This is a genomic window from Streptomyces glaucus, from assembly GCF_039533365.1.
Taxonomy (GTDB): Bacteria; Actinomycetota; Actinomycetes; order Streptomycetales; family Streptomycetaceae; genus Streptomyces; species Streptomyces glaucus.
Window position 1 is genome coordinate 1 of the sequence record NZ_BAAATK010000063.1, and the last position, 19,537, is coordinate 19,537.

19 protein-coding genes and 1 riboswitch are annotated in these 19,537 nt (G+C 74.4%); of the genes, 10 read left to right on the plus strand and 9 right to left on the minus strand.

Features of this window, described 5'->3' with window-relative positions; genetic code table 11:
• The first annotated feature begins 222 nt into the window (after positions 1–222).
• Entirely contained in the window at positions 223–1,218 is a 996-nt protein-coding gene (locus ABD363_RS29290) for a 2-hydroxyacid dehydrogenase (protein ID WP_344608981.1), read from the plus strand.
• On the opposite strand, the gene ABD363_RS29295 is transcribed toward ABD363_RS29290, so the two are convergent.
• A complete protein-coding gene (locus ABD363_RS29295) occupies positions 1,170–3,050 on the minus strand; it encodes an anthranilate synthase family protein (protein ID WP_344608983.1) in 1,881 nt (626 codons plus the stop codon). The genes ABD363_RS29290 and ABD363_RS29295 overlap by 49 nt on opposite strands.
• A gap of 297 nt (positions 3,051–3,347) precedes the next feature.
• On the opposite strand from ABD363_RS29295, the gene ABD363_RS29300 reads away from it, so the two are divergent.
• The gene (locus ABD363_RS29300) at positions 3,348–4,700 is read left to right on the plus strand and encodes a class II 3-deoxy-7-phosphoheptulonate synthase (RefSeq protein WP_344608985.1); all 1,353 of its coding nucleotides are present in this window, start codon (positions 3,348–3,350) and stop codon (positions 4,698–4,700) included.
• A 148-nt stretch (positions 4,701–4,848) separates the two neighbouring features.
• Positions 4,849–5,085 (plus strand): (2Fe-2S)-binding protein, encoded by a 237-nt coding sequence (locus ABD363_RS29305; protein WP_344608987.1) that lies wholly within the window; start codon positions 4,849–4,851, stop codon positions 5,083–5,085.
• On the opposite strand, the gene bfr is transcribed toward ABD363_RS29305, so the two are convergent.
• Positions 5,082–5,567 (minus strand): bacterioferritin, encoded by a 486-nt coding sequence (bfr, locus tag ABD363_RS29310; RefSeq protein ID WP_344608989.1) that lies wholly within the window; start codon positions 5,565–5,567, stop codon positions 5,082–5,084. The genes ABD363_RS29305 and bfr overlap by 4 nt on opposite strands.
• A gap of 170 nt (positions 5,568–5,737) precedes the next feature.
• On the opposite strand from bfr, the gene ABD363_RS29315 reads away from it, so the two are divergent.
• Positions 5,738–6,385 (plus strand): sulfite oxidase-like oxidoreductase, encoded by a 648-nt coding sequence (locus ABD363_RS29315; protein WP_344608991.1) that lies wholly within the window; start codon positions 5,738–5,740, stop codon positions 6,383–6,385.
• 99 nt (positions 6,386–6,484) lie between these two features.
• Here ABD363_RS29315 and ABD363_RS29320 read toward each other — a convergent pair whose 3' ends face one another.
• From ABD363_RS29320 to thiO, 5 genes are all read right to left on the minus strand, one after another.
• Positions 6,485–7,372: a deoxyribonuclease IV gene (locus tag ABD363_RS29320; protein WP_344608993.1), complete on the minus strand. Its 888-nt coding sequence runs from the start codon at positions 7,370–7,372 to the stop codon at positions 6,485–6,487.
• Between the two features lie 34 nt (positions 7,373–7,406).
• Positions 7,407–9,320, minus strand: a complete 1,914-nt coding sequence (pknB, locus tag ABD363_RS29325; RefSeq protein WP_344608995.1) for a Stk1 family PASTA domain-containing Ser/Thr kinase — start codon at positions 9,318–9,320, stop codon at positions 7,407–7,409.
• An 86-nt stretch (positions 9,321–9,406) separates the two neighbouring features.
• Positions 9,407–10,204, minus strand: a complete 798-nt coding sequence (locus ABD363_RS29330) for a thiazole synthase (RefSeq protein ID WP_344608997.1) — start codon at positions 10,202–10,204, stop codon at positions 9,407–9,409.
• 3 nt (positions 10,205–10,207) lie between these two features.
• Positions 10,208–10,408, minus strand: a complete 201-nt coding sequence (thiS, locus tag ABD363_RS29335; protein ID WP_344608999.1) for a sulfur carrier protein ThiS — start codon at positions 10,406–10,408, stop codon at positions 10,208–10,210.
• On the minus strand, positions 10,405–11,568 hold the full coding sequence (thiO, locus tag ABD363_RS29340) for a glycine oxidase ThiO (RefSeq protein WP_344609001.1): 1,164 nt from the start codon (positions 11,566–11,568) through the stop codon (positions 10,405–10,407). The genes thiS and thiO overlap by 4 nt, the downstream gene beginning before the upstream one ends.
• Positions 11,566–11,677: riboswitch (TPP riboswitch) on the minus strand. It overlaps the preceding gene by 3 nt.
• A 52-nt stretch (positions 11,678–11,729) precedes the next feature.
• Between thiO and ABD363_RS29345 the strand changes: the two genes are divergently transcribed.
• The 6 genes from ABD363_RS29345 (at position 11,730) to ABD363_RS29370 (ending at position 16,839) form a co-directional block, all read left to right on the plus strand.
• Positions 11,730–12,080: an avidin-fold protein gene (locus ABD363_RS29345; protein ID WP_344609003.1), complete on the plus strand. Its 351-nt coding sequence runs from the start codon at positions 11,730–11,732 to the stop codon at positions 12,078–12,080.
• Positions 12,081–12,112: 32 nt separating this feature from the next.
• A complete protein-coding gene (locus ABD363_RS29350; RefSeq protein WP_344609005.1) occupies positions 12,113–13,342 on the plus strand; it encodes an NAD(P)/FAD-dependent oxidoreductase in 1,230 nt (409 codons plus the stop codon).
• A 65-nt stretch (positions 13,343–13,407) separates the two neighbouring features.
• Positions 13,408–13,773: an Rv2175c family DNA-binding protein gene (locus tag ABD363_RS29355; protein ID WP_344609007.1), complete on the plus strand. Its 366-nt coding sequence runs from the start codon at positions 13,408–13,410 to the stop codon at positions 13,771–13,773.
• 271 nt (positions 13,774–14,044) lie between these two features.
• The gene (thiE, locus tag ABD363_RS29360; protein WP_344609009.1) at positions 14,045–14,713 is read left to right on the plus strand and encodes a thiamine phosphate synthase; all 669 of its coding nucleotides are present in this window, start codon (positions 14,045–14,047) and stop codon (positions 14,711–14,713) included.
• Between the two features lie 138 nt (positions 14,714–14,851).
• Positions 14,852–15,775 carry a methylenetetrahydrofolate reductase [NAD(P)H] gene (gene metF, locus ABD363_RS29365; RefSeq protein WP_344609011.1) on the plus strand — a complete coding sequence of 308 codons (924 nt, stop codon included), beginning with the start codon at positions 14,852–14,854 and terminating at the stop codon, positions 15,773–15,775.
• A gap of 56 nt (positions 15,776–15,831) precedes the next feature.
• On the plus strand, positions 15,832–16,839 hold the full coding sequence (locus ABD363_RS29370) for an SCO2102 family sporulation regulator (protein WP_344609013.1): 1,008 nt from the start codon (positions 15,832–15,834) through the stop codon (positions 16,837–16,839).
• Between the two features lie 55 nt (positions 16,840–16,894).
• On the opposite strand, the gene ABD363_RS29375 is transcribed toward ABD363_RS29370, so the two are convergent.
• Both ABD363_RS29375 and ABD363_RS29380 read right to left on the minus strand, forming a co-directional pair.
• Positions 16,895–18,388: a phytoene desaturase family protein gene (locus ABD363_RS29375; protein WP_344609015.1), complete on the minus strand. Its 1,494-nt coding sequence runs from the start codon at positions 18,386–18,388 to the stop codon at positions 16,895–16,897.
• A gap of 493 nt (positions 18,389–18,881) precedes the next feature.
• A complete protein-coding gene (locus ABD363_RS29380; protein ID WP_344609017.1) occupies positions 18,882–19,511 on the minus strand; it encodes a TetR/AcrR family transcriptional regulator in 630 nt (209 codons plus the stop codon).
• Positions 19,512–19,537 lie beyond the last annotated feature (26 nt).

A 19,537-nucleotide genomic window follows, 5' to 3' on the forward strand; every position in this document is an offset into this window, starting at 1 on the left:
CGACGGCCGCCCCGCGCGGCACGGACACCCTCCGCGTCCCGGCCGCACGGGCCACGGCGCGGCCGAGGACGGCCGGCCCCGGCCGGCCCGCGGGGACCGGCGTCTTCCGCGGCCGAGGGGGGCGGCGGGCGGCCCCGGGGCGGCCGTCCCGGGGAAGCGGACCCCGCCCCGCCCCCGTATATTCGCCGGTACCAGACGTTCCGGCGCACCCCGGAGGGCCCCGTGGAGATCCTGGCATTCGGTGTCCAGGCCGACGAGAAGCCGCTGATCGAGGAGGCCTTCCGGGGGCACGGCGAGGTGCGCTGCCTGGACGTCTTCCTCACCGAGGACACCGCCCGCATCGCCGCCGGCCACGAGATCGTCTCCACCAGCGTCAACGCCGACCTGGGCGCGCGCGTCCTGGAGATCCTGGCGGCCGGCGGCACCCGGATGGTGGCCCAGCGCTCCACCGGCTTCAACAACGTCGACCTCGCGGTGGCCGAGCGCCTCGGCCTGACGGTGGCCCGGGTGTCGTCCTACTCGCCGTACGCGGTGGCCGAGTTCGCCTGGGCCCTCGCCCTGGCCGTCGACCGCCGCATCGTGCGCGCCTCCACCCGCACCCGCGACTTCGACTTCCGCCTCGACGGGCTGATGGGCCGCGACATGCACGGCCGCACCGCCGGCGTCCTCGGCACCGGAAGGATCGGCGAGGCGTTCGCCCGGATCGCCCACGGGTTCGGCATGCGGCTGCTCGGCTGGGACATCGCCGAGAACCCCGCCTGCGTGGAGCTCGGCATGCGGTACGTGCCCAAGGAGCAGCTGCTGGCCGAGTCCGACCTGGTCACCCTGCACGTCCCGCTGATGCCGGAGACCCTGCACCTCGTCGACGCCGACGCCCTGAAGCTGATGCGGGACGACGCGATCCTGGTCAACTCCAGCCGCGGCGGCCTCGTCGACACCGTCGCCCTCGTCCACGAGCTGCGCGCGGGCCGCTTCACGGGCGTCGGCCTGGACGTGTACGAGGCGGAGGCCGGGCTGTTCTTCCTCGACCGGTCCCTGGAGGCCGTCGAGGACGACACCCTGGCCCGCCTCGTCACCTTCCCGAACGTCCTGGTCACCTCCCACCAGGCGTACTACACCCAGGAGGCCGTCGGCCAGATCGTCGGGACCACGGTGCGCAACGTCCTCGACTACCGGGCCGGCCGGCGCTCCGAGAACGTGCTGGTGCCGCGCAGCTGACCGACCAGCTCCCGCACGATCGCGGCACCGTTCAGCGTCAGCACCGACTCCGGGTGGAACTGCACCCCGGCGAAGCCCGGCCCGCGCAGGGCGTGCACCTCGCCGGTCGCGCTCCGGCTGACCTCCACCCCGTGCGCGGCCAGCTCGGCGCGGGCCTCGTCGTCGCAGTGCGCCACGAAGCTGTTGTAGAAGCCGACGGTCTCCGTCCGCCCGAACAGGTCGATCGCCGTCTGCGCGCCCTGGTACGGCACCTCCTTGCGGACGATGTCCAGCCCCAGCTCGGCCGCGATCAGCTCGTGTCCGAGGCAGACGCCGAGGACGCCGTGCGGGTGCTCCCGGATCACCTCGGCGGCCAGCTGCCGCAGGAACCGCATCTTGGGGTCGGCCGCATCGCCCGGATCGCCGGGGCCGGGGCCCAGCACCACCGGGCCGTCGTGCGCGAGGACCGCCCGCCGCAGTCCCGGCTCGTCGTAGCGCCGGACGGTGACGGCCGGCCCGGACGAGCGCAGCACGTGCGCCAGCATCGCCGTGAAGGTGTCCTCCCCGTCGACGACGAGCACATGACCGGACAGCGCGTCCGACGGCTCCTGCATCCGCAGCCAGAACGGCGCGAGCGCGGCCCGCCGCCCGTCCAGCGCGGCCCGCACCCGCGGGTCGTCGGCCAGCCTCGGCCCCGCGGCCTCCTCCCGCGGCCGCTGCGCGCGGACGCCCAGCGCGGCCAGCACCCCGGCCGCCTTCGCGTGCGTCTCCGCGACCTCGCCGGCCGGGTCCGAGCCGCGGACCAGCGTGGCGCCGACCGGCACCCGCAGCCGCCCGGCCGCGTCGATGTCGGCGGTGCGGATCAGGATGGGGGAGTCGAGGGTCTGGGCGCCGCCCGCGTCCCTGCCCAGCAGCGCCAGGGCGCCGGCGTAGTAGCCGCGCCCCCCGGCCTCGTGCCGCTCGATGACCCGGCAGGCGTTCTGCACGGGCGAGCCGGTCACGGTCGCCGCGAACATGGTCTCCCGCAGGACCTCCCGCACGTCCAGCGAGGACTTCCCGCGCAGTTCGTACTCGGTGTGCGCCAGGTGCGCCATCTCCCTCAGCCGCGGCCCGACGACCACCCCGCCCCGGTCGCCGACCGTGCACATCATCTTGAGCTCCTCGTCGACGACCATCGACAGCTCCTCGATCTCCTTGCCGTCGGCGAGGAACCCGAGCAGGTGCTCCGGGGTGGGGCCCCCGGCGGGGTACCGGTACGTCCCGCTGATCGGGTTCATGACGACCGTCCCGCCGGACATCCGCACGTGCACCTCGGGGCTCGCCCCGACCAGGACGCGGTCGCCGGTGTGCACCAGGAACGTCCAGTACGCGCCCCGCTCGCCCTCCAGCAGCCGCCGGAACAGCGCCAGCGCGTCGGCTCGCCCGAACCCGGGGATCCGGCCCCGGTAGGTCCGCCGGATCACGAAGTTCGCGCCCTCGCCCCGCCCGATCTCCTCCCGCAGCACCCGGCCGACGATCCCGGCGTACTCCTCGTCGGTCACGTCGAAGCCGCCGTCCTCCACGCGGACCGCGTGCCCGGGGAGCTGGGCCAGCGCGTCCGCGAGCGGGACGGCGCACCGCTCCTCGGGGAGCAGCGCCAGCAGGGGCGTGCCGTCGTCGGTCACGTCGAAGCCGCGTTCGCGGATCTGCCGGAAGGGGACCAGGGCGAGGGCCTCGTCGGGCAGGTCGGCGAGGCGGTCGCGGACCACGACCGGGCCGAGCAGCACCTCGACCACGTCGTGGTCGTGGCCGGGGGTGCGGCGGCGCAGCAGGGCGAAGGGGCGGTCGTCGTGCGTGAGGCGGGCCAGGTTCATGGTTCCTCTTCCGTCGATGTCGGGGCCGAGACGCGGCTCGGGGATCGGGATCGGGAGGAACGGCCCGGGCGGAGAACGCCGAAGGCCGCCCCTCGGGCGGCCTTCGCGAAGTCTTGCGTACGCGCAGTCAGTGGGCCGCCGGGGAAGCGGTCCACCACCAGGTCTGGTGCGTAGGCGCGAACATGGCAGGCACCCTACCCCATGGGCCCGCGGCGCGGCCGTCCGCGCGGGGCCGGCCTCGTCTCACCAGTCGAACCGACCGAAAATCACCCGACACGACCCCGTAATGTTTACGGTGTGACCGTGAACGCTAAGACCAGCCCCGGCGCTGGCAACACCTGGCGAGACCTGCCCGCGGCGCAGCAGCCCGAGTACCCCGACCCCGAGGCTCTGCGCAAGGTGATCGCGGACCTCGAGTCGTATCCGCCGCTCGTCTTCGCGGGCGAGTGCGACCAGCTGCGCGCCCGGATGGCGGCCGTCGCCAAGGGAGAGGCGTTCCTCCTCCAGGGCGGCGACTGCGCCGAGGCGTTCGACGCGGTGTCCGCCGATCACATCCGCAACAAGCTCAAGACCCTGCTCCAGATGGGCGCCGTGCTGACGTACGCCGCCTCGGTGCCGGTCGTGAAGGTCGGCCGGATCGCCGGCCAGTACTCCAAGCCGCGCTCCAAGCCGACCGAGACCCGCGACGGCGTGACCCTGCCCGTCTACCGGGGCGACTCGGTCAACGGCTTCGAGTTCACGCCGGAGGCCCGGATCCCGGACCCGGAGCGGCTCAAGCGCATGTACCACGCCTCGGCGTCCACGCTGAACCTGGTGCGGGCCTTCACCACGGGCGGCTACGCCGACCTGCGCCAGGTGCACGCCTGGAACCAGGACTTCGTGAAGTCCTCGCCGTCCGGGCAGCGCTACGAACAGCTCGCCCGCGAGATCGACAACGCGCTGAACTTCATGCACGCCTGCGGGGCGGACCCGGAGGAGTTCAAGACGGTCGAGTTCTACTCCTCGCACGAGGCGCTGCTGCTCGACTACGAGTCGGCGCTGACCCGTGTCGACTCCCGCACCGGGCAGCTGTACGACGTCTCGGCGCACATGGTGTGGATCGGGGAGCGCACCCGGCAGCTGGACCACGCGCACATCGAGTTCGCCTCGCGGATCCGCAACCCGATCGGCGTCAAGCTCGGCCCGACGACGACGGCCGAGGAGGCGCTGCAGTACATCGAGCGCCTGGACCCGGAGCGTGAGCCGGGCCGGCTGACGTTCATCGTGCGGATGGGCGCGGACAAGATCCGCGACAAGCTGCCCGAGCTGGTGGAGAAGGTCACCGCGTCGGGCGCGGTGGTGGCGTGGGTGACCGACCCGATGCACGGCAACACCTTCGAGGCGGCCTCCGGGCACAAGACCCGCCGTTTCGACGACGTGCTGGACGAGGTCAAGGGCTTCTTCGAGGTGCACAAGGCGCTCGGCACCCACCCGGGCGGCATCCACGTGGAGCTGACCGGTGACGACGTCACCGAGTGCGTGGGCGGCGGCGACGAGATCTTCGTCGACGATCTGCACCAGCGCTACGAGACCGCCTGCGACCCCCGCCTGAACCGCAGCCAGTCGCTCGACCTGGCCTTCCTGGTGGCGGAGATGTACCGGGACCAGTAACGGGCCGGCCTGGCACGGGAGCCTTCCTGGGGCGCGGATCACATACGATCCGCGCCCCTCCCGCTTTCACGGGACCAGGGGGACCAGTAAGGTTAGGTTTGCCTCACCGAACAGTCGGGGCGGCACCACGTATCGATCCCGGCGGGAGGTGAACCGCGTGTACGTCTGCAGTTGTTTCGGCGTCACCGAGCAGCAGATCAAGCAGCACGCGGAGAACGGCGCCTGCACTCCGCGCCAGATAGCCTCGGCCTGCAAGGCGGGCACGGACTGCGGGTCGTGCGTGCGCCGCATCCAGGCGCTCCTCGGCAGGGGCGCGTGCCCGCGCCGGGAACTCGCCGACCAGGGCGGGCCGGCGCTCCCGGACCTCGAAGAGGCCGCCGCCTAGGAGTGGCCGTCCGGCTGCTCGACGAGCTGGGCGATGTAGAGGGCCTCGCCGAGCTTGTCCAGCAGCTCCAGCTGGGTGTCCAGGTAGTCGATGTGGTGCTCCTCGTCGGCGAGGATCGCCTCGAAGATGTTCGCCGAGGTGATGTCGCCCTTGTCCCGCATCACCTTGACGCCGCGCCGGAGCCGGTCGATCGCCTCCACCTCGATCTGCCGGTCGGCCTCGAACATCTCCCGGACGCTCTGCCCCACCCGTACGTGGAACAGGCGCTGGTAGTTCGGCAGCCCCTCCAGGAAGAGGATGCGCTCGGTGAGCACCTCGGCGTGCTTCATCTCGTCGAACGACTCGCGCCGGGTGTACTTGGCGAGCCGGTACCAGCCGAAGTTCTCCTGCATCTTGGCGTGCAGGAAGTACTGATTGATGGCGGTCAGCTCGGCGGTCAGCTGCTCGTTGAGGAATTCGATGACCTGGGGATCGCCCTGCATCGCAGAGGCTCCTTCCGCGGAAAAGGCAGGTTGCGCCGAATGATGGCACCGGCACCGAAGATCGTCCAGTAAGTCCGCACTTAGTAAGCAAGTACACACTTGGTGGCTTTTGTCCTGATGGGGATGAGCCCGCGTCGTGTGCATTTCTCGTGGTCTGTCAGGATGGAGTCATGGGTCAGCCGGTGGAGCGCGAGTCGGAGGGGCGCGATGCGGAGGGAGCGGCGCGGCCCGGGCTGCCGCCGGGGCAGCGGGTGCAGCGGGGCTGGCCCGTCACGCACTACGGCCCGGTGCCCAGGTTCCGGCCCGAGCGCTGGGAGTTCCGGGTCTTCGGCGCCACCGCCGACGGCGGGAAGCGCTCCTGGACGCACGCGGAGTTCACCGCCCTGCCGTACACCACCGTCGTGGCCGATCTGCACTGCGTGACGAAGTTCAGCATGCTCGGCGCGGAGTGGGGCGGCGTTCCGGCCCGGACGATCCTGGAGCTCGTCCCGCCCGCGCCGGCCGTCACCCATGTGATGGTGTGGGCCGAGTACGGCTTCAGCTCCAACCTCCGCCTGTCCGACTTCGCGTCGGAGCGCACGATCTTCGCCACCCACAAGGACGGCGAGCTGCTCACCGCCGAGCACGGCTTCCCGCTGCGCCTGATCGTTCCCCACCTCTACGCCTGGAAGGGGCCCAAATGGGTCCGCGGCGTGGAGTACATGACCGCCGACCGCCGCGGCTTCTGGGAGGAGCGCGGCTACCACAACATCGGCGACCCGTGGAAGGAGCAGCGCTACTCCTACCAGGAGGAGCCCGGGGAGGGCCCCGAGCTCTGACCCCCGGCGCCCGCGCCGGCCGGCGGCGGGACCGGTGCCCCCGGCCGCGGCGGCGTACCCCGTGAGGCGGCCCGTCCGCCCGCCGGTGCCCTCCGGCGGCTACCCGGCGCGCAGCTTCTTCAGCTTCTCCACGTCCGCCGCGTGCCCCTCCTTGCCGCCGGGCGTCTCGATGATCAGCGGTACGCCCTCGGTGGCGGGGTGGGTGGTCAGCGCGCGGAACGGGTCCTCGCCGATGTGGCCGGCGCCGATGTTCTCGTGCCGGTCCTTGTGGGCGCCGGCCACGTCCTTGGAGTCGTTGGCGTGGATCAGCTTCAGCCGGCCCGCGCCCACGGTGTCCACCAGCAGATCCAGCGTCCGGTGCATGCCGCCGGGCTCGGACAGGTCGTGCCCGGCGGCGAAGACATGGCAGGTGTCCAGGCACACGCCCAGCTTCGGGTGGGCGTCCAGCGCCTCGAAGTACGGCGCGAAGTCCCAGGTCCGCGAGCACAGGGAGGCGCCCTGCCCGGCCGTCGACTCCAGCAGCAGATCGGGGTCGTCGTCCTCGGTGAGCTCGTCGAGCAGCGGCAGCAGCCGCTCCCGCACCTGCCGCAGCGCCACCGGCCGCTCCCGGCCGCCGGTCGCGCTGCCGGTGTGCACGACCACGCCGAGCGCCCCGATCTCCCGGCCGCGCCTGAGCGAGTGCCGCAGCGACTCCACCGACCGCTCCGCCGTCGCCTCGGTGTGCGAGCCGAAGTTGATCAGGTACGGGGCGTGCACGTACGCCGGGATCGCCTCGGCCGCGCACGCCGCGCGGAACGCCTCGTCCTGCTTCGGGTTGCCGGCCGGCGTGGCCCAGCCGCGCGGATTGGCGACGAAGACCTGTACCGCCTCGGCCCCCAGGTCACGGGCGTAGGCCAGGCCGACGGAGTGCAGGCCGCCGGCCACCGGGACGTGGCTGCCGACGGGGTTGCGGGGCGGACGGGGAGTGCCGTGGTGCTGACGTGTCACCCGTCCAGGGTGTCACGCGTCCGGACGAATCCCGTCAGCGGATCTCGAGGGTGACCGTCGATCCCTTCGGGGCCCTGTCGCCGCCGTCCACGGACTGGTCCCTGACGGTGTCGCCGAACAGCCCGAGCAGGCCGCGGTCCTCCTCGACCCGGAAACCGGCCGCCTCCAGCTTCCGCCTGGCGTCGTCGGCGCGGTCCCCGACCACGTCCGGGACCTCCACCGTCTCCGGGCCCTTGGACAGCGTCAGCGTCACCGTGTCGCCCTCGGCGACCCGTGCGCCGTCCCCGGGGCTCTGCCGGGCGACCTGCCCCTTGTCGTACTCGGAGGTGATCCGGCCGGCGGCGATCCTCACCTTCAGACCGGCCCCCTCCAGCTCGGCCCGCGCGTCGTCCGGGTCCCGGCCGGTGACGTCGGGCACGTCCACCGGGCCGCCCCTGCTGACGGTGAGCGCCACCGCCGAGCCCGCGCGCACCTTCGTGCCCGTCTCCGGGCTGGTGGAGACCACGAAGCCCTTGGGGACGCTGTCGCTGAACGCCCGGGTCACCATGCCCGGCTCCAGCCCCTCCTCCTCGAGCACCGACCGCGCCCGGTCCAGCCGGTAGCCCCGCACGTCGGGCAGGAGCACGGTCCGCGGGCCGTCGGAGACGGTGAGGGTCACGGAGTCGTTGCTGCGGATGCGGGCGCCCGGCCTCGGATCGGTGCTGATGACCGTGCCGCGCTCGACCGTGTCGCTGTGGGCGTGCTCCACCGCGCCGACCTCCAGGCCGGCCCGCTCCAGCCGGTCCCGGGCCTGCGCCTCCGTCTTCTCCAGCAGCGGTGGCACCTCGGTGAACTGGCCGGAGTTGATGTACCAGACGCCCGTGCCGAGCCCGAGCGCGAGCAGCACGGCGACGACGATCGCCGTCGGACCGCGCCGGACGGCCGGGCGGCGCCGCGGGGACGGCGGGGGCGGGGCCGGCAGACGGCTGGTGCGGTGCACGGCGCCGTCGTCGGCCGCCGGGTCCGCCGGCGGGGTCAGCGCCCGCGGGATGACGCTCGTACGGTCCTCGGCGTTGTCGTGCTCCGCGGCGAGCGCCTGCGGCGGCACCGCGTCCAGCTGGTCCGGGCTGAGCGCGCCGCGTGCCCGGCGGGCCTCGGCCAGCAGCGCCACCGCGTCGTGCGGCCGGGCCCCGGGGTCGCGCGCGGTGGCCGACGCCACCAGGTCGTCCAGCTCGTACGGCAGCCCGGGCACGGCGGCCGAGGGCGGGGGCACGTCCTCGTGGAGGCGCCGGTAGAGCACCCGGGCGGGGGAGTCCCCGTCGTGCGGCCGGGCGCCGGTCAGCATCTCGTGCAGGACGACGCCGCACGCGTACACGTCGACCCGCGGATCGGCCGTGCCGTGCTCGATCTGCTCGGGCGCGAGGTACGAGACGGTGCCGAGCACGGCACCGGTGGTGCGGGTGACGGTGTCCACGGCCCGTACCAGGCCGAAGTCGGCGACCTTGACCCGGCCGTCGTCCCCGATCAGGACGTTCTCCGGCTTCATGTCGCGGTGCACGAACCCGGCGCGGTGCGCGGCGCCGAGCGCGGCCAGCACCGGCTCCAGGATGTCCAGCGCGGCCCGCGGCTGCAGCGCCCCGCGCTCGCGCAGCACGTCCCGCAGGGTGCAGCCGGCCACGTACTCCATGGCGAGGTAGACGTACGCCCCGTCGGTGCCCTGGTCGAAGACCTGCACCACGTTGGGGTGGGCGAGCCGGGCCACCGACTTCGCCTCGCGGATGAACCGCTCGACGAAGGAGCCGTCGGCCGCGAGCGTCGGGTGCATCACCTTGAGCGCGAGGACGCGGTCCAGACGGGTGTCCACGGCCCGGTAGACCGTGGCCATCCCGCCGACCGCGATCCGCGCGTCGACGCGGTACCGGCCGTCGAGCACCTGCCCGACCAGAGGGTCCTGAAGGGTCGTGTCCACGCAGGCGAGTGTACGAGCCGCCGCCGCGGTCCCGCCCCGCCGCGGGGGGCCGGGGCGGGACCGCGGCGGAGCTGTGACGAGCGGGCCTAGCGGAACGCGGGCCGCTCGGGGTCCAGGTGCGCGCGGCCCTCCACCGGCGAGGACGCCTCCGCGAAGTGACGGCGCGGGATGCGCCCGGCCCGCCGGGCCAGCCGCCCCGCCTCCACCGCGTGCTTCATGGCCTCCGCCATCAGCACCGGCTCCTGCGCCCGCGTCACCGCCGAGGCGAGCATCACACCCGCGCACCCCAGCTCCATCGCCAGCGCCGCGTCCGACGCCGTACCGGCCCCCGCGTCCAGGATCACCGGCACGCGCGCCTGCTCCACGATCAGCTGGAAGTTGTGCGGGTTGCGGATGCCGAGGCCGGAGCCGATGGGCGAGCCCAACGGCATGATCGCGGCGCACCCCACGTCCTCCAGCTTCCGCGCGAGGACGGGGTCGTCGTTGGTGTACGGCAGGACCGTGAACCCGTCGTCGACCAGCGTCTCGGCGGCCTCCAGCAGTTCGATCGGGTCCGGCAGCAGGGTCCGCTCGTCGGCGATGACCTCCAGCTTGACCAGGTCGGTGCCGAGCGCCTCCCGGGCGAGCCGGGCGGTCAGGACGGCCTCGCCGGCGGTGAAGCAGCCGGCCGTGTTCGGCAGCACCCGGATGCCGAGCCGGTCCAGCACGGACAGCACCGAGCCGTGCACGCCGGGGTTCACGCGCCGCATCGCGACCGTGGTCAGCTCGGTCCCGGAGGCGATCAGCGCCCGCTCCAGCACCTCCAGGCTGGGCGCTCCGCCGGTACCCATGATCAGGCGGGACGTGAAGGACGTACCGCCGAGGACGAGGGGGTCGTCGGCCATGGTTCAGCCTCCTTGGACGGCGGTGAGGACTTCCACGCGGTCGCCCTCGGCCAGGGCGGTGGACGGCCACTGGGCGCGCGGGACGACGGTTTCGTTGAGGGCGGCCGCCACCCCGGAGGGCGCCCGGGTGAGGGTGCGCACCAGGGCGTCGAGGGGCGTGCCGGGAGCCACCTCGCGCGGCTCCCCGTTGACCGAGATCTTCATGCGGGCTGCTCCGTGAGTGCGGTGCTGAAACGCTTCGGGGTGAAGGGGGCGGCCACCTCCGGGAGGTCGCCCGTGGTCAGGACGTGCGCCATGACGTCGCCGGTGACCGGGGTGAGCAGCACGCCGTTGCGGTAGTGGCCGGTGGCCAGCACCAGCCCCTCCAGTTCGGTCGGGCCGAGCAGCGGCGCGTTGTCCGGGGAGCCGGGGCGCAGCCCGGCCCGGGTCTCCGTCAGCGGCAGCTCGGTGATCCCCGGCACCAGCTCGTGGGCGTCGCGCAGCAGCTCGTACACCCCGCCCGCGGTGACCGTGGTGTCCCAGCCCAGTTCCTCGCTGGTCGCCCCGACGACGAGCTCGCCGCTCTCCCGCGGCACCAGGTAGACGCTGCCGCCGCGCACCACCGCGCGCACGGTCCGGCTCAGCAGCGGCGGCCGGTCCCCGGGCATGGCCAGCCGCAGCACCTGGCCCTTCACGGGCCGCACGGGCGGCAGGACGCGGTCCGGTACGCCCGCCAGCCGTCCGCTGAGGCTGCCCGCGGCCAGGACCACCCGCCCGGCGCCCAGCTCACCGCCGTCGGCGGTGACGACACCCGTGGCCCGGTCCCGGACGACGGCGAGCCGCTCGGCCCGCACCCGGTGGAAGACCACGCCCGCCCGCTCGCACGCGACCACCAGCGCCCGGGCCAGGCGCCGCGGGTCGACCTGGTGGTCGTCGGCCACCCGCAGCCCGCCGCGCACGCCCGGCGCGAGCATCGGCTCCAGGCGCCGGCACTCGCGCCCCGACAGCCACTCGGAGTCCAGCCCGGACTGCCGCTGCAGGAGGTGCAGGTCGCGCAGGTGGGCGCGGTCGTCGGCGTCCAGCGCGACGGCGAGCGTGCCGCACCGGCGGTACCCGAGGTCGTGGCCGGTCAGGCTGGTCAGCTCGGCCGCGAAGTCCGGGTAGCGGCGGGCCGAGGCGAGGTTGAGGGCGAGCAGGGTCTGCTCGCCGTAGTGCAGTTCCGTGACGGCGGCCAGCATCCCGGCCGCCACCTGCGCGGCTCCGCCGCCCGGCGCGGGATCGACCACGGCCGTGGCCAGGCCCCGCTGTGCGGCCCGCCACGCCGTGACCAGGCCGATGATCCCGCCTCCCACGACGAGGACGTCTGGCGTACGCGTAGGCGACATGGGCGTCCAGCCCCTCCCTTCGCCGGCATGACCCGGATCAGGTTCGTACGGTCGGAGGCCGCCAGCCTCCCTCTCAGCCCGGTGCGTCCGGGCTCCCGCGAGTGCTTTACGGTGGCCACCCTAGCCCCCGCCGCTCGCACCTCGTAAGGGAGCCTCAGCCCGTGGCCCGATCCCTCGACGGACTCGTCCTCGCCCCCGTCGCCGACCAGGCGCCGGGCCAGGTGGGAACCCGCACCCGGTTTACCTACCACGAGCGGGACGGCGAGGTCTGGGCCGAGTACGCGGGTGGCGACGTCGTGCGCGGGTATCTGGTGGGCACGCGTGCGGGGGACCGGCTCGACTTCCGGTACGTGCAGCTGAAGCGGGACGGGACGACCTCGTCCGGGCACTGCGCGTCGGCCGTCGTCGACCTGCCCGACGGACGGGTGCGGCTGGAGGAGACGTGGCGGTGGGAGTCGCAGCGGGGCGGCGGGACGAGCGTGGTGGAGCAGGTCGCCGAGCACGGCGGCTGACTGACAGTCCGTCAGTTGTCTATGGTGATCGGGTGAGCGAGCAGACGCAGGAACGGGGAGGGGCCACGCCGCGGCGCGTGGTCGTCGTGGGCGCGGGCATGGCGGGCGTGCAGACCGCGGTCGCCCTGCGCGAGCAGGGCTTCACCGGAGCCGTGACGCTGATCGGCGCGGAGCCCCACCAGCCCTACGACCGGCCCCCGCTGTCCAAGGCGGTCCTGCTGGGCAAGGCCGAGGGCTCGGCCTTCGACGTCGACTTCGAGGCGCTCGGCATCGAACTGCGCCTGGGGTGCGAGGTGCTGGGCGTCCGCCCCGGCGACCACGCCCTGGACACCGCCGCCGGGCCCGTGCCGTACGACGTCCTGGTGGTCGCCACCGGCGCCGAACCCGTCCGGCTGCCGGGCGCGCGGGACGTCCCCGGCGTGCACCTGCTGCGCACCCTGGACGACGCCGAGCGGCTGCGGCCGGTGCTCGCCCGGCAGCACGACGTCGTGGTCGTCGGGGCCGGCTGGATCGGCGCGGAGTTCGCCACCGCCGCGCGCGAGGCGGGCTGCGCGGTGACCGTCGTGGAGGCCGCCGACCGGCCGCTCGCGGGCGCGCTGCCCGCCGAGGTGGCGGCGCCGATGGCCGCCTGGTACGCCGACGCCGGCGCCGTTCTGCGCACCCGCGCGCGCGTGGCGCGGGTCGAGCCCGGCACGGTGGTCCTCGACGACGGCTCGCGGCTGCCCGCGGGCGCCGTCGTCGTCGGCATCGGCGCCCGGCCCGCCACGGCCTGGCTCGCCGGCTCCGGGATCGAGCTCGGCGCGCACGGCGAGGTGGTGGCCGACGACCGGCTACGCACCAGCGTGCCGGACGTGTACGCGGTCGGCGACTGCGCCTCCTTCCCCTCGCGGCGGTACGGCGAGCGGCTGCTGGTCCACCACTGGGACAACGCCCTGCAGGGCCCGCGCACGGTCGCCGCGAACATCGTCGGCGAGGCCCCCGCCGTCTACGATCCGGTGCCGTACTTCTGGTCCGAGCAGTTCGGCCGCTTCGTGCAGTACGCCGGGCACCACGCCGCGGCCGACGCGACCCTGTGGCGCGGCGACCCGTCCGGTCCCGCCTGGACCGTCTGCTGGCTGCGCGAGGGCCGCCTGGTCGCCGTGCTCGCGGTGGGCCGGCCCCGGGACCTGGCCCAGGGACGGCGTCTGATCGAGGCGGGCACCCCCGTGGACCCGGACCTGCTGACGGACCCGGCCAGACCGCTGAAGGCGGCGGCGGAATAGCCCGTCGGCCCAGGCGGGGCGGCTTCGGTTTCCGACTGTCGGCGGGGGATGGCAGGCTAGGTCCCGTGACCGAGATTGACGCAAAGATCGATGCTCTCGTCCCCGCCTGGCTCACCCTTCCCGACATCGCCGAAAAGCTCGGCGTCGAGGTGACCCGGGTGCGGCAGCTGGTCAAGGAGGGCCAGCTCATCGCCGTACGCCGGGGTGAGAACCGCGCGCTGCACGTCCCCGCGGCCTTCATCGACGGGGACAAGGTCGTCAAGGGCCTGGCCGGCACCCTGACGCTCCTGCGGGACGACGGCTTCACGGTCGAAGAGATGCTGGAGTGGCTCTTCACGCCCGACCCGACCCTGCCCGGCACCCCCGCGCAGGCGCTGAGCGAGAATCGCGGCACGGAGGTGAAGCGCCGCGCCCAGGCGCTCGCCGTCTGACCCGACCGTCCGGCACGCCCGGCGCCGCGGTGCGGCGCACGGGCCGGGGACGGCCGCGCCGCGGCCGCCGGGCCCGTACGCCGCCGGCATCCGGGGAAGGCTCCCGCGCGCCGTCGGCGGCGGGGGCCGCGGCCCGTACGCCCGGCGGCGGGGGACGCGTCCCGTGCGCCGGCGGCGGGGACGCTCCGGCAGAGCGCCCTCCCGAGGGGCGCCCCGACAGAACGCCCCCGGCCCGGGGGCGTCCCGACACGCCACCGAGGGGGACACCCGCATGTCCGACACCGCCGCCCGCGCCCGGCTCGCCGACGCCCGGCTCTATCTCTGCACGGACGCCCGCAGGCGCCAGGGCGACCTGCCCGAGTTCCTGGACGCGGTCCTGGCCGGCGGCGTCGACGTCGTGCAGCTGCGCGACAAGGGCATGGAGGCGGCGGAGGAACTGGAGCACCTGCGGATCTTCGCCGACGCCTGCGCCCGGCACGGCAGACTCCTCGCGGTCAACGACCGCGCGGACGTCGCCCACGCCGCCCGCGCCGCGCACCCGCAGGGCCCCGCCGTCCTGCACCTCGGCCAGGGCGACCTGCCGGTCCCCGCGGCCCGTGCCGTCCTCGGCGACGAGATCCTGATAGGCCGCTCCACGCACACCGAGTCCGAGGCCGCCGCGGCCGCCGTCCAGGAGGGCGTGGACTACTTCTGCACCGGCCCCTGCTGGCCCACCCCCACCAAGCCCGGCCGCCCCGCGCCCGGCCTCGGCCTGGTCCGGTACGCCGCCGCCCTGGCCACCGACCGCCCCTGGTTCGCCATCGGCGGCATCGACCTCGGCAACCTGGACGAGGTGCTCGAAGCGGGCGCCCGCCGGGTCGTCGTCGTCCGCGCGATCACGGAGGCGGACGACCCGGGGGCGGCGGCCGCGGAGTTCGCCGAGCGGCTGCGGCAGGCGTAGGGACCCCCCTCGGGGGCCCGGGCGGCCGGGGCGCCGGTGGCTCCCGCGTTTGTCCAAGGAGTGGACAATCGGACGGCAAAACGGGCGAATCCCCTTCGCCCGGTTGGGGGACCGGCGCCCCCTGGCTAACCTGCCCCTATGGCCCTCGGAACCGCATCCACCAGGACTGATCGCGCACGCACCGTGCGCGACATGCTCGCGACCGGCAAGACGACGTACTCGTTCGAATTCTGGGCCCCGAAGACGGAGAAGGGCGAGCGCAACCTGTGGAACGCCCTCCGCAGGGTCGAGGCCGTGGCGCCGAGCTTCGTCTCCGTGACGTACGGTGCGGGCGGCTCCACGCGCGAGGGCACGGTGCGGGCGACCGAGCAGATCGTCTCCGACACCACCCTCACCCCGGTCGCCCACCTCACCGCGGTCGACCACTCCGTAGCCGAACTGCGCAACATCATCGGCCAGTACGCCGACGCCGGGATCCGCAACATGCTGGCCGTGCGCGGCGACCCGCCGGGCGACCCGATGGGCGAGTGGGTCCCGCACCCGCAGGGCCTGACGTACGCCGCCGAACTGGTCCGCCTCATCAAGGAGTCGGGCGACTTCTGCGTCGGTGTGGCGGCCTTCCCGGAGATGCACCCGCGCTCCGCCGACTGGGACACGGACGTGGCCCACTTCGTCGACAAGTGCCGGGCGGGCGCCGACTACGCGATCACGCAGATGTTCTTCCAGCCCGAGTCGTACCTGCGCCTGCGCGACAAGGTCGCCGCGGCCGGCTGCGAGACCCCGGTGATCCCCGAGGTCATGCCGGTCACCAGTGTGAAGATGCTGGAACGGCTGCCGAAGCTCAGCAACGCCTCGTTCCCGCCCGCCCTGAAAGAGCGGATCCTCGCAGCGAAGGACGATCCGGCGGCTGTACGCTCGATCGGGATCGAGTTCGCCACGGAGTTCTGCGCCCGGCTGCTGGCCGAGGGAGTGCCCGGACTGCACTTCATCACGCTCAACAACTCCACGGCGACGCTGGAAATCTACGAGAACCTGGGCCTGCACCACCCGCCGCGGGCCTAGACCGGCCGCGGCGGCGTACGACACACTGCGTAGCGGCCACTGGGAGAGGGGCGTACATGGGCTGGACGGTCCTCTACATCGCGTTCGGCATCGTCGCGTTGTGGCTGCTCGGTGAGGTGCTGCTGCAGTACAAGGCGCGTCTGCGCTGGCGGCTGCTCGCCTTCGTCGGCTTCCTCGGTGTCGTGGTCGGTGTGCTGATCCCGTCCGTCGTCGTCATCGGGCTGGGCGCGGCCGCCTTCGCGGTCGGCCAGACCTACGTCACGCTGTCGTTCCGCCGCGGCTTCGCGTCCGGCTGGGCGGTGTCCGCGCCGGGCCTGACCGGCAGCAGGCGCCGCCGGGGCGAGCGGGGCCGCCGGAAGCCGACCCTGGAGGTCACCGGCCTGGAAGCGGCCGACGGCGGCCACGACGACGGCGGCCACGACGACGGCGGCCACGACGGGGGCGGCTACGACGACGGCGGCCGCGACGACGGTGCCGGCCGGCGCCGGGACGGCGTGGGCCACGGCCGGGACGACGACTTCGACCACGACGACGTGTTCACCCCGGCGCGCCCCGTCGCGCCCACGGCGGCCGAGACCACCGCCGTGTACGAGCCGCAGTCCTTCCCGGACGACACCGGCTCCTACGGCGTCCACACCGACCCCGCGCACACGGGCGCGGGCCGGGACCAGTACGCCACGGCCGCCCCGGGCGCCGACCCGGCGGCCTATGCCTACGACGCCTACCCCGGCTACGACCAGCAGGGCTACGACTACGGCGCCACCGACCGGCAGCAGTACGCCGCCTACGCCGACCCGTACGCCGGCCCCCATGCCTACGGCGACGGTTCCCAGGACCCCGCCTACGGCGACCCGCAGCAGCACGGGCAGGGCTACGGCCAGGACCCGTACCCCGCCGGCTCGTACGGCGGCGAGACCCCCGCGGGCGGTGTGTGGGTCCCGCAGCAGCGCAGCACCGACGAGCCGTACGGCGGCGAGCTCCCGCCGGAGCAGCCCTACCCGTACCAGGGCGAGGGCCACCAGAGGCAGGGACACGGCGGCTTCGACGAGCAGTACCGGTTCTGACGAGCGGTACCGGTTCCGGGGCGGCCGGGCCCCCGCGGGCCCGGAGCCACTCCGCTCACTGCGAGCCGCGGAAGTCCGGTCCCTCCACGATCAGCCCGGCGACCAGCGCGCCCGACATCCCGGCGTGCGGAAGACCGCCGCCGGGATGCGACCAGCCGCCGACGGTGAACAGGCCGTCGACGCGCGTGCTGTTCGACGGGTGCAGCAGCCGCCCGGCGCCCGCCGCCAGCGCGGGCGCCGGCACCGCCCCGCCCTCCGCGCCGGTCGCCTCCGCGATGTCGGCCGGGGTGCGCACCTCGTGCCACAGGACGCGGTCGCGCAGACCGGGTATCGCGCGTTCGGCGACCGCGATCAGCTCTTCGGCGTACCGGCCGGGGATCCGCGCCCCCGCGGGCACCACCGACGTGAGCGTCACCGCCTCGTGGCCGGAGTCCGGGACCAGCCCGGGGTCGTCGGGCCGCAGGACGGTGACCGTGGGCCGCGCGGCCGCGTCCGCGGCCGGGCCGAACAGGGACTCCAGCTCCGCCTCCCGGTCCGCCGCGTGCACCACCGTGCGGTGCGCCGTCCCCGCGGGACGGCCGCCGCGCAGCGCCAGCAGCACCGTCAGCCGGCTCGCCGTCCCGCGCCGGGCCGGGACCTCGCCGTCCCCGCGCACCGCCGCGCCCCGGACGAGCCGGTCCAGCACGCCCGGCGCGACACCGGCGACCACGAGGTCCGCCTCCGCCACCGTCCCGCCGGCCAGCTCGACCCCCGCCACCCGGCCGTCCTTCTCCAGCACCCCGGTGACCTCGGCGCCGAAATGGAACTCGACCTTCCGGGCCGTGCACCGCTCGTACACCGCCCGCGCCAGCTCCCGCAGGCCGCCGCGGACGTACCAGGTGCCGAAGACGTGCTCCATGTAGGGCAGCACCGCCGCGCTGGCCGGGGTGGTGCGGGGATCCAGGCCGTGCGCGAGCGCGTGGCTCTCCAGGAGGGCGGCGAGCCGGGGATCGCGCAGTTCCCACGCGCCGACCTCGGCGAGCGTGCCGGCCCGGCGGGTGCGCAGCAGCCGCTTGTGGGGGACCGCGGGGTAGGGCTCGCGCTCGGCCAGCACCTGCCAGTTCGGCCACAGCGGCTCCTCCAGCAGCGGCCGACGCGTGCGGTCCCAGGCGTCGCGGGCCCGGACCAGGAAGTCGCCCCAGCGCCGGCCGGTGCCGGAGCCGAGCGCCTCGTCCAGCGCCGCGACCACGCCCGCGCGCGAGGCGTTCGGCAGCGCGGCCTCGGTGCCGTCCGCGAACACGTGCCGCGCCGACGGGTCGACCTGGACCAGCTCGACGCACGCCTCCAGCGGCTCCTTGCCCGTCTTGACGAACAGATCGCGCCAGACCGCGGGCAGCGGCAGCAGCCCGGGGCCGGTGTCGAAGGAGAAGCCGTCCCGCTCGACGCGGCGCACGGCCCCGCCGTACGTCTGCGTCCGCTCGTACACCGCCACCCGGTGGCCCGCCACGGCCAGCCGGGCGGCGGCCGCCATCGCGCCCATCCCGGCGCCGATCACCGCAATCCGTGCCATGCCAGGGACTTTATCGGCCACCACCGGCCCACCGGTCCGCGGGCCGGTGCGGGGGCGCCGCTTCGCGGACCGGAGGGGGAGCACGGACGCGGACGTCGTCGCCCCCGGAGGGCGGGCCGGCCCCCTGGGGGCGGGTGCGCAGCCCTGAGTACCCGTACCTAGGCACGGAGATGAGTACGCGCGCGGATGGGGCCGGACCCGCCGGAACGAGAGAGTGGAGGCACGGAGAGGGGCACGGCTCCGGTACCGGCGACACGGGGCGCCGGAACGGTCCGGGCCCGCGATCCGCTCCTTCCGCCGGCCGGTGTCGGCGGGAGCGAGGCACGGGGGAACCCGGGGGACGACCGCGAACGGGGGATCCAACGGGGGAACGTACGGGGGAACGCACGGGGGAGCGAGAAGGAGGCGCCGGTCCGACGGTGGCCCGCGGGGGACGCGGCCACCGCGGGCCGGCGCCTTCCCGTGCGGCCGCGCCTCGTCGCGCGGCCGGGCCTCAGGGGCGGCCGCTCACCCGCCCCTGGAGCAGCCGGGACAGCGCCGCGTGCACGTCGTCCAGGGAACGCTCCGGCTGGAAGGACTTCCAGTCCAGCGCCGCCACCAGGACCATGCCGACCAGCGCCGCGGCGGTCAGCGGAACGTCGATCTCCGCGCTGAACTCGCCGCCCTCCACACCCTCCCGCAGCACGCCCTCGACGACCGCGACGGCCTCCTGCCGGACCACCGCCAGCGTGGACTGCCAGGCCCGGTTGGTGCGCCACAGCTCGGCCACGTACAGCTGGGTGAAGGCCGGGTAGCGGTCGATGAAGACCAGCCCCGCGCGGACCATCGCGTCCAGGGCGTCGACCTTGCCGCCGCCCTCCCGTGCCGTCCGCTCGGCCGCCTCCCGCAGGGAGGCGGTCAGGAGTCCCACGCCGTGCCGCAACAGCTCCTCGAAGAGGACGGACTTGCTGGCGAAGTTGTAGTAGACCGTGCCCTTCGCGACCCCGGCCCGCTCGGCGATCTCGTCCACCGTGGTGGCGGAGAAGCCCTGCTCGGCGATGAGCGTGACGGCCGCCTCGTAGAGCTTCTGCCGGGTGGCCTCGCGGCGGGTGCTCCCGGGCGAGGTGGCGCTGCTGCTTCCCATGGCGTCGATTGTCACAGGAACCGGCC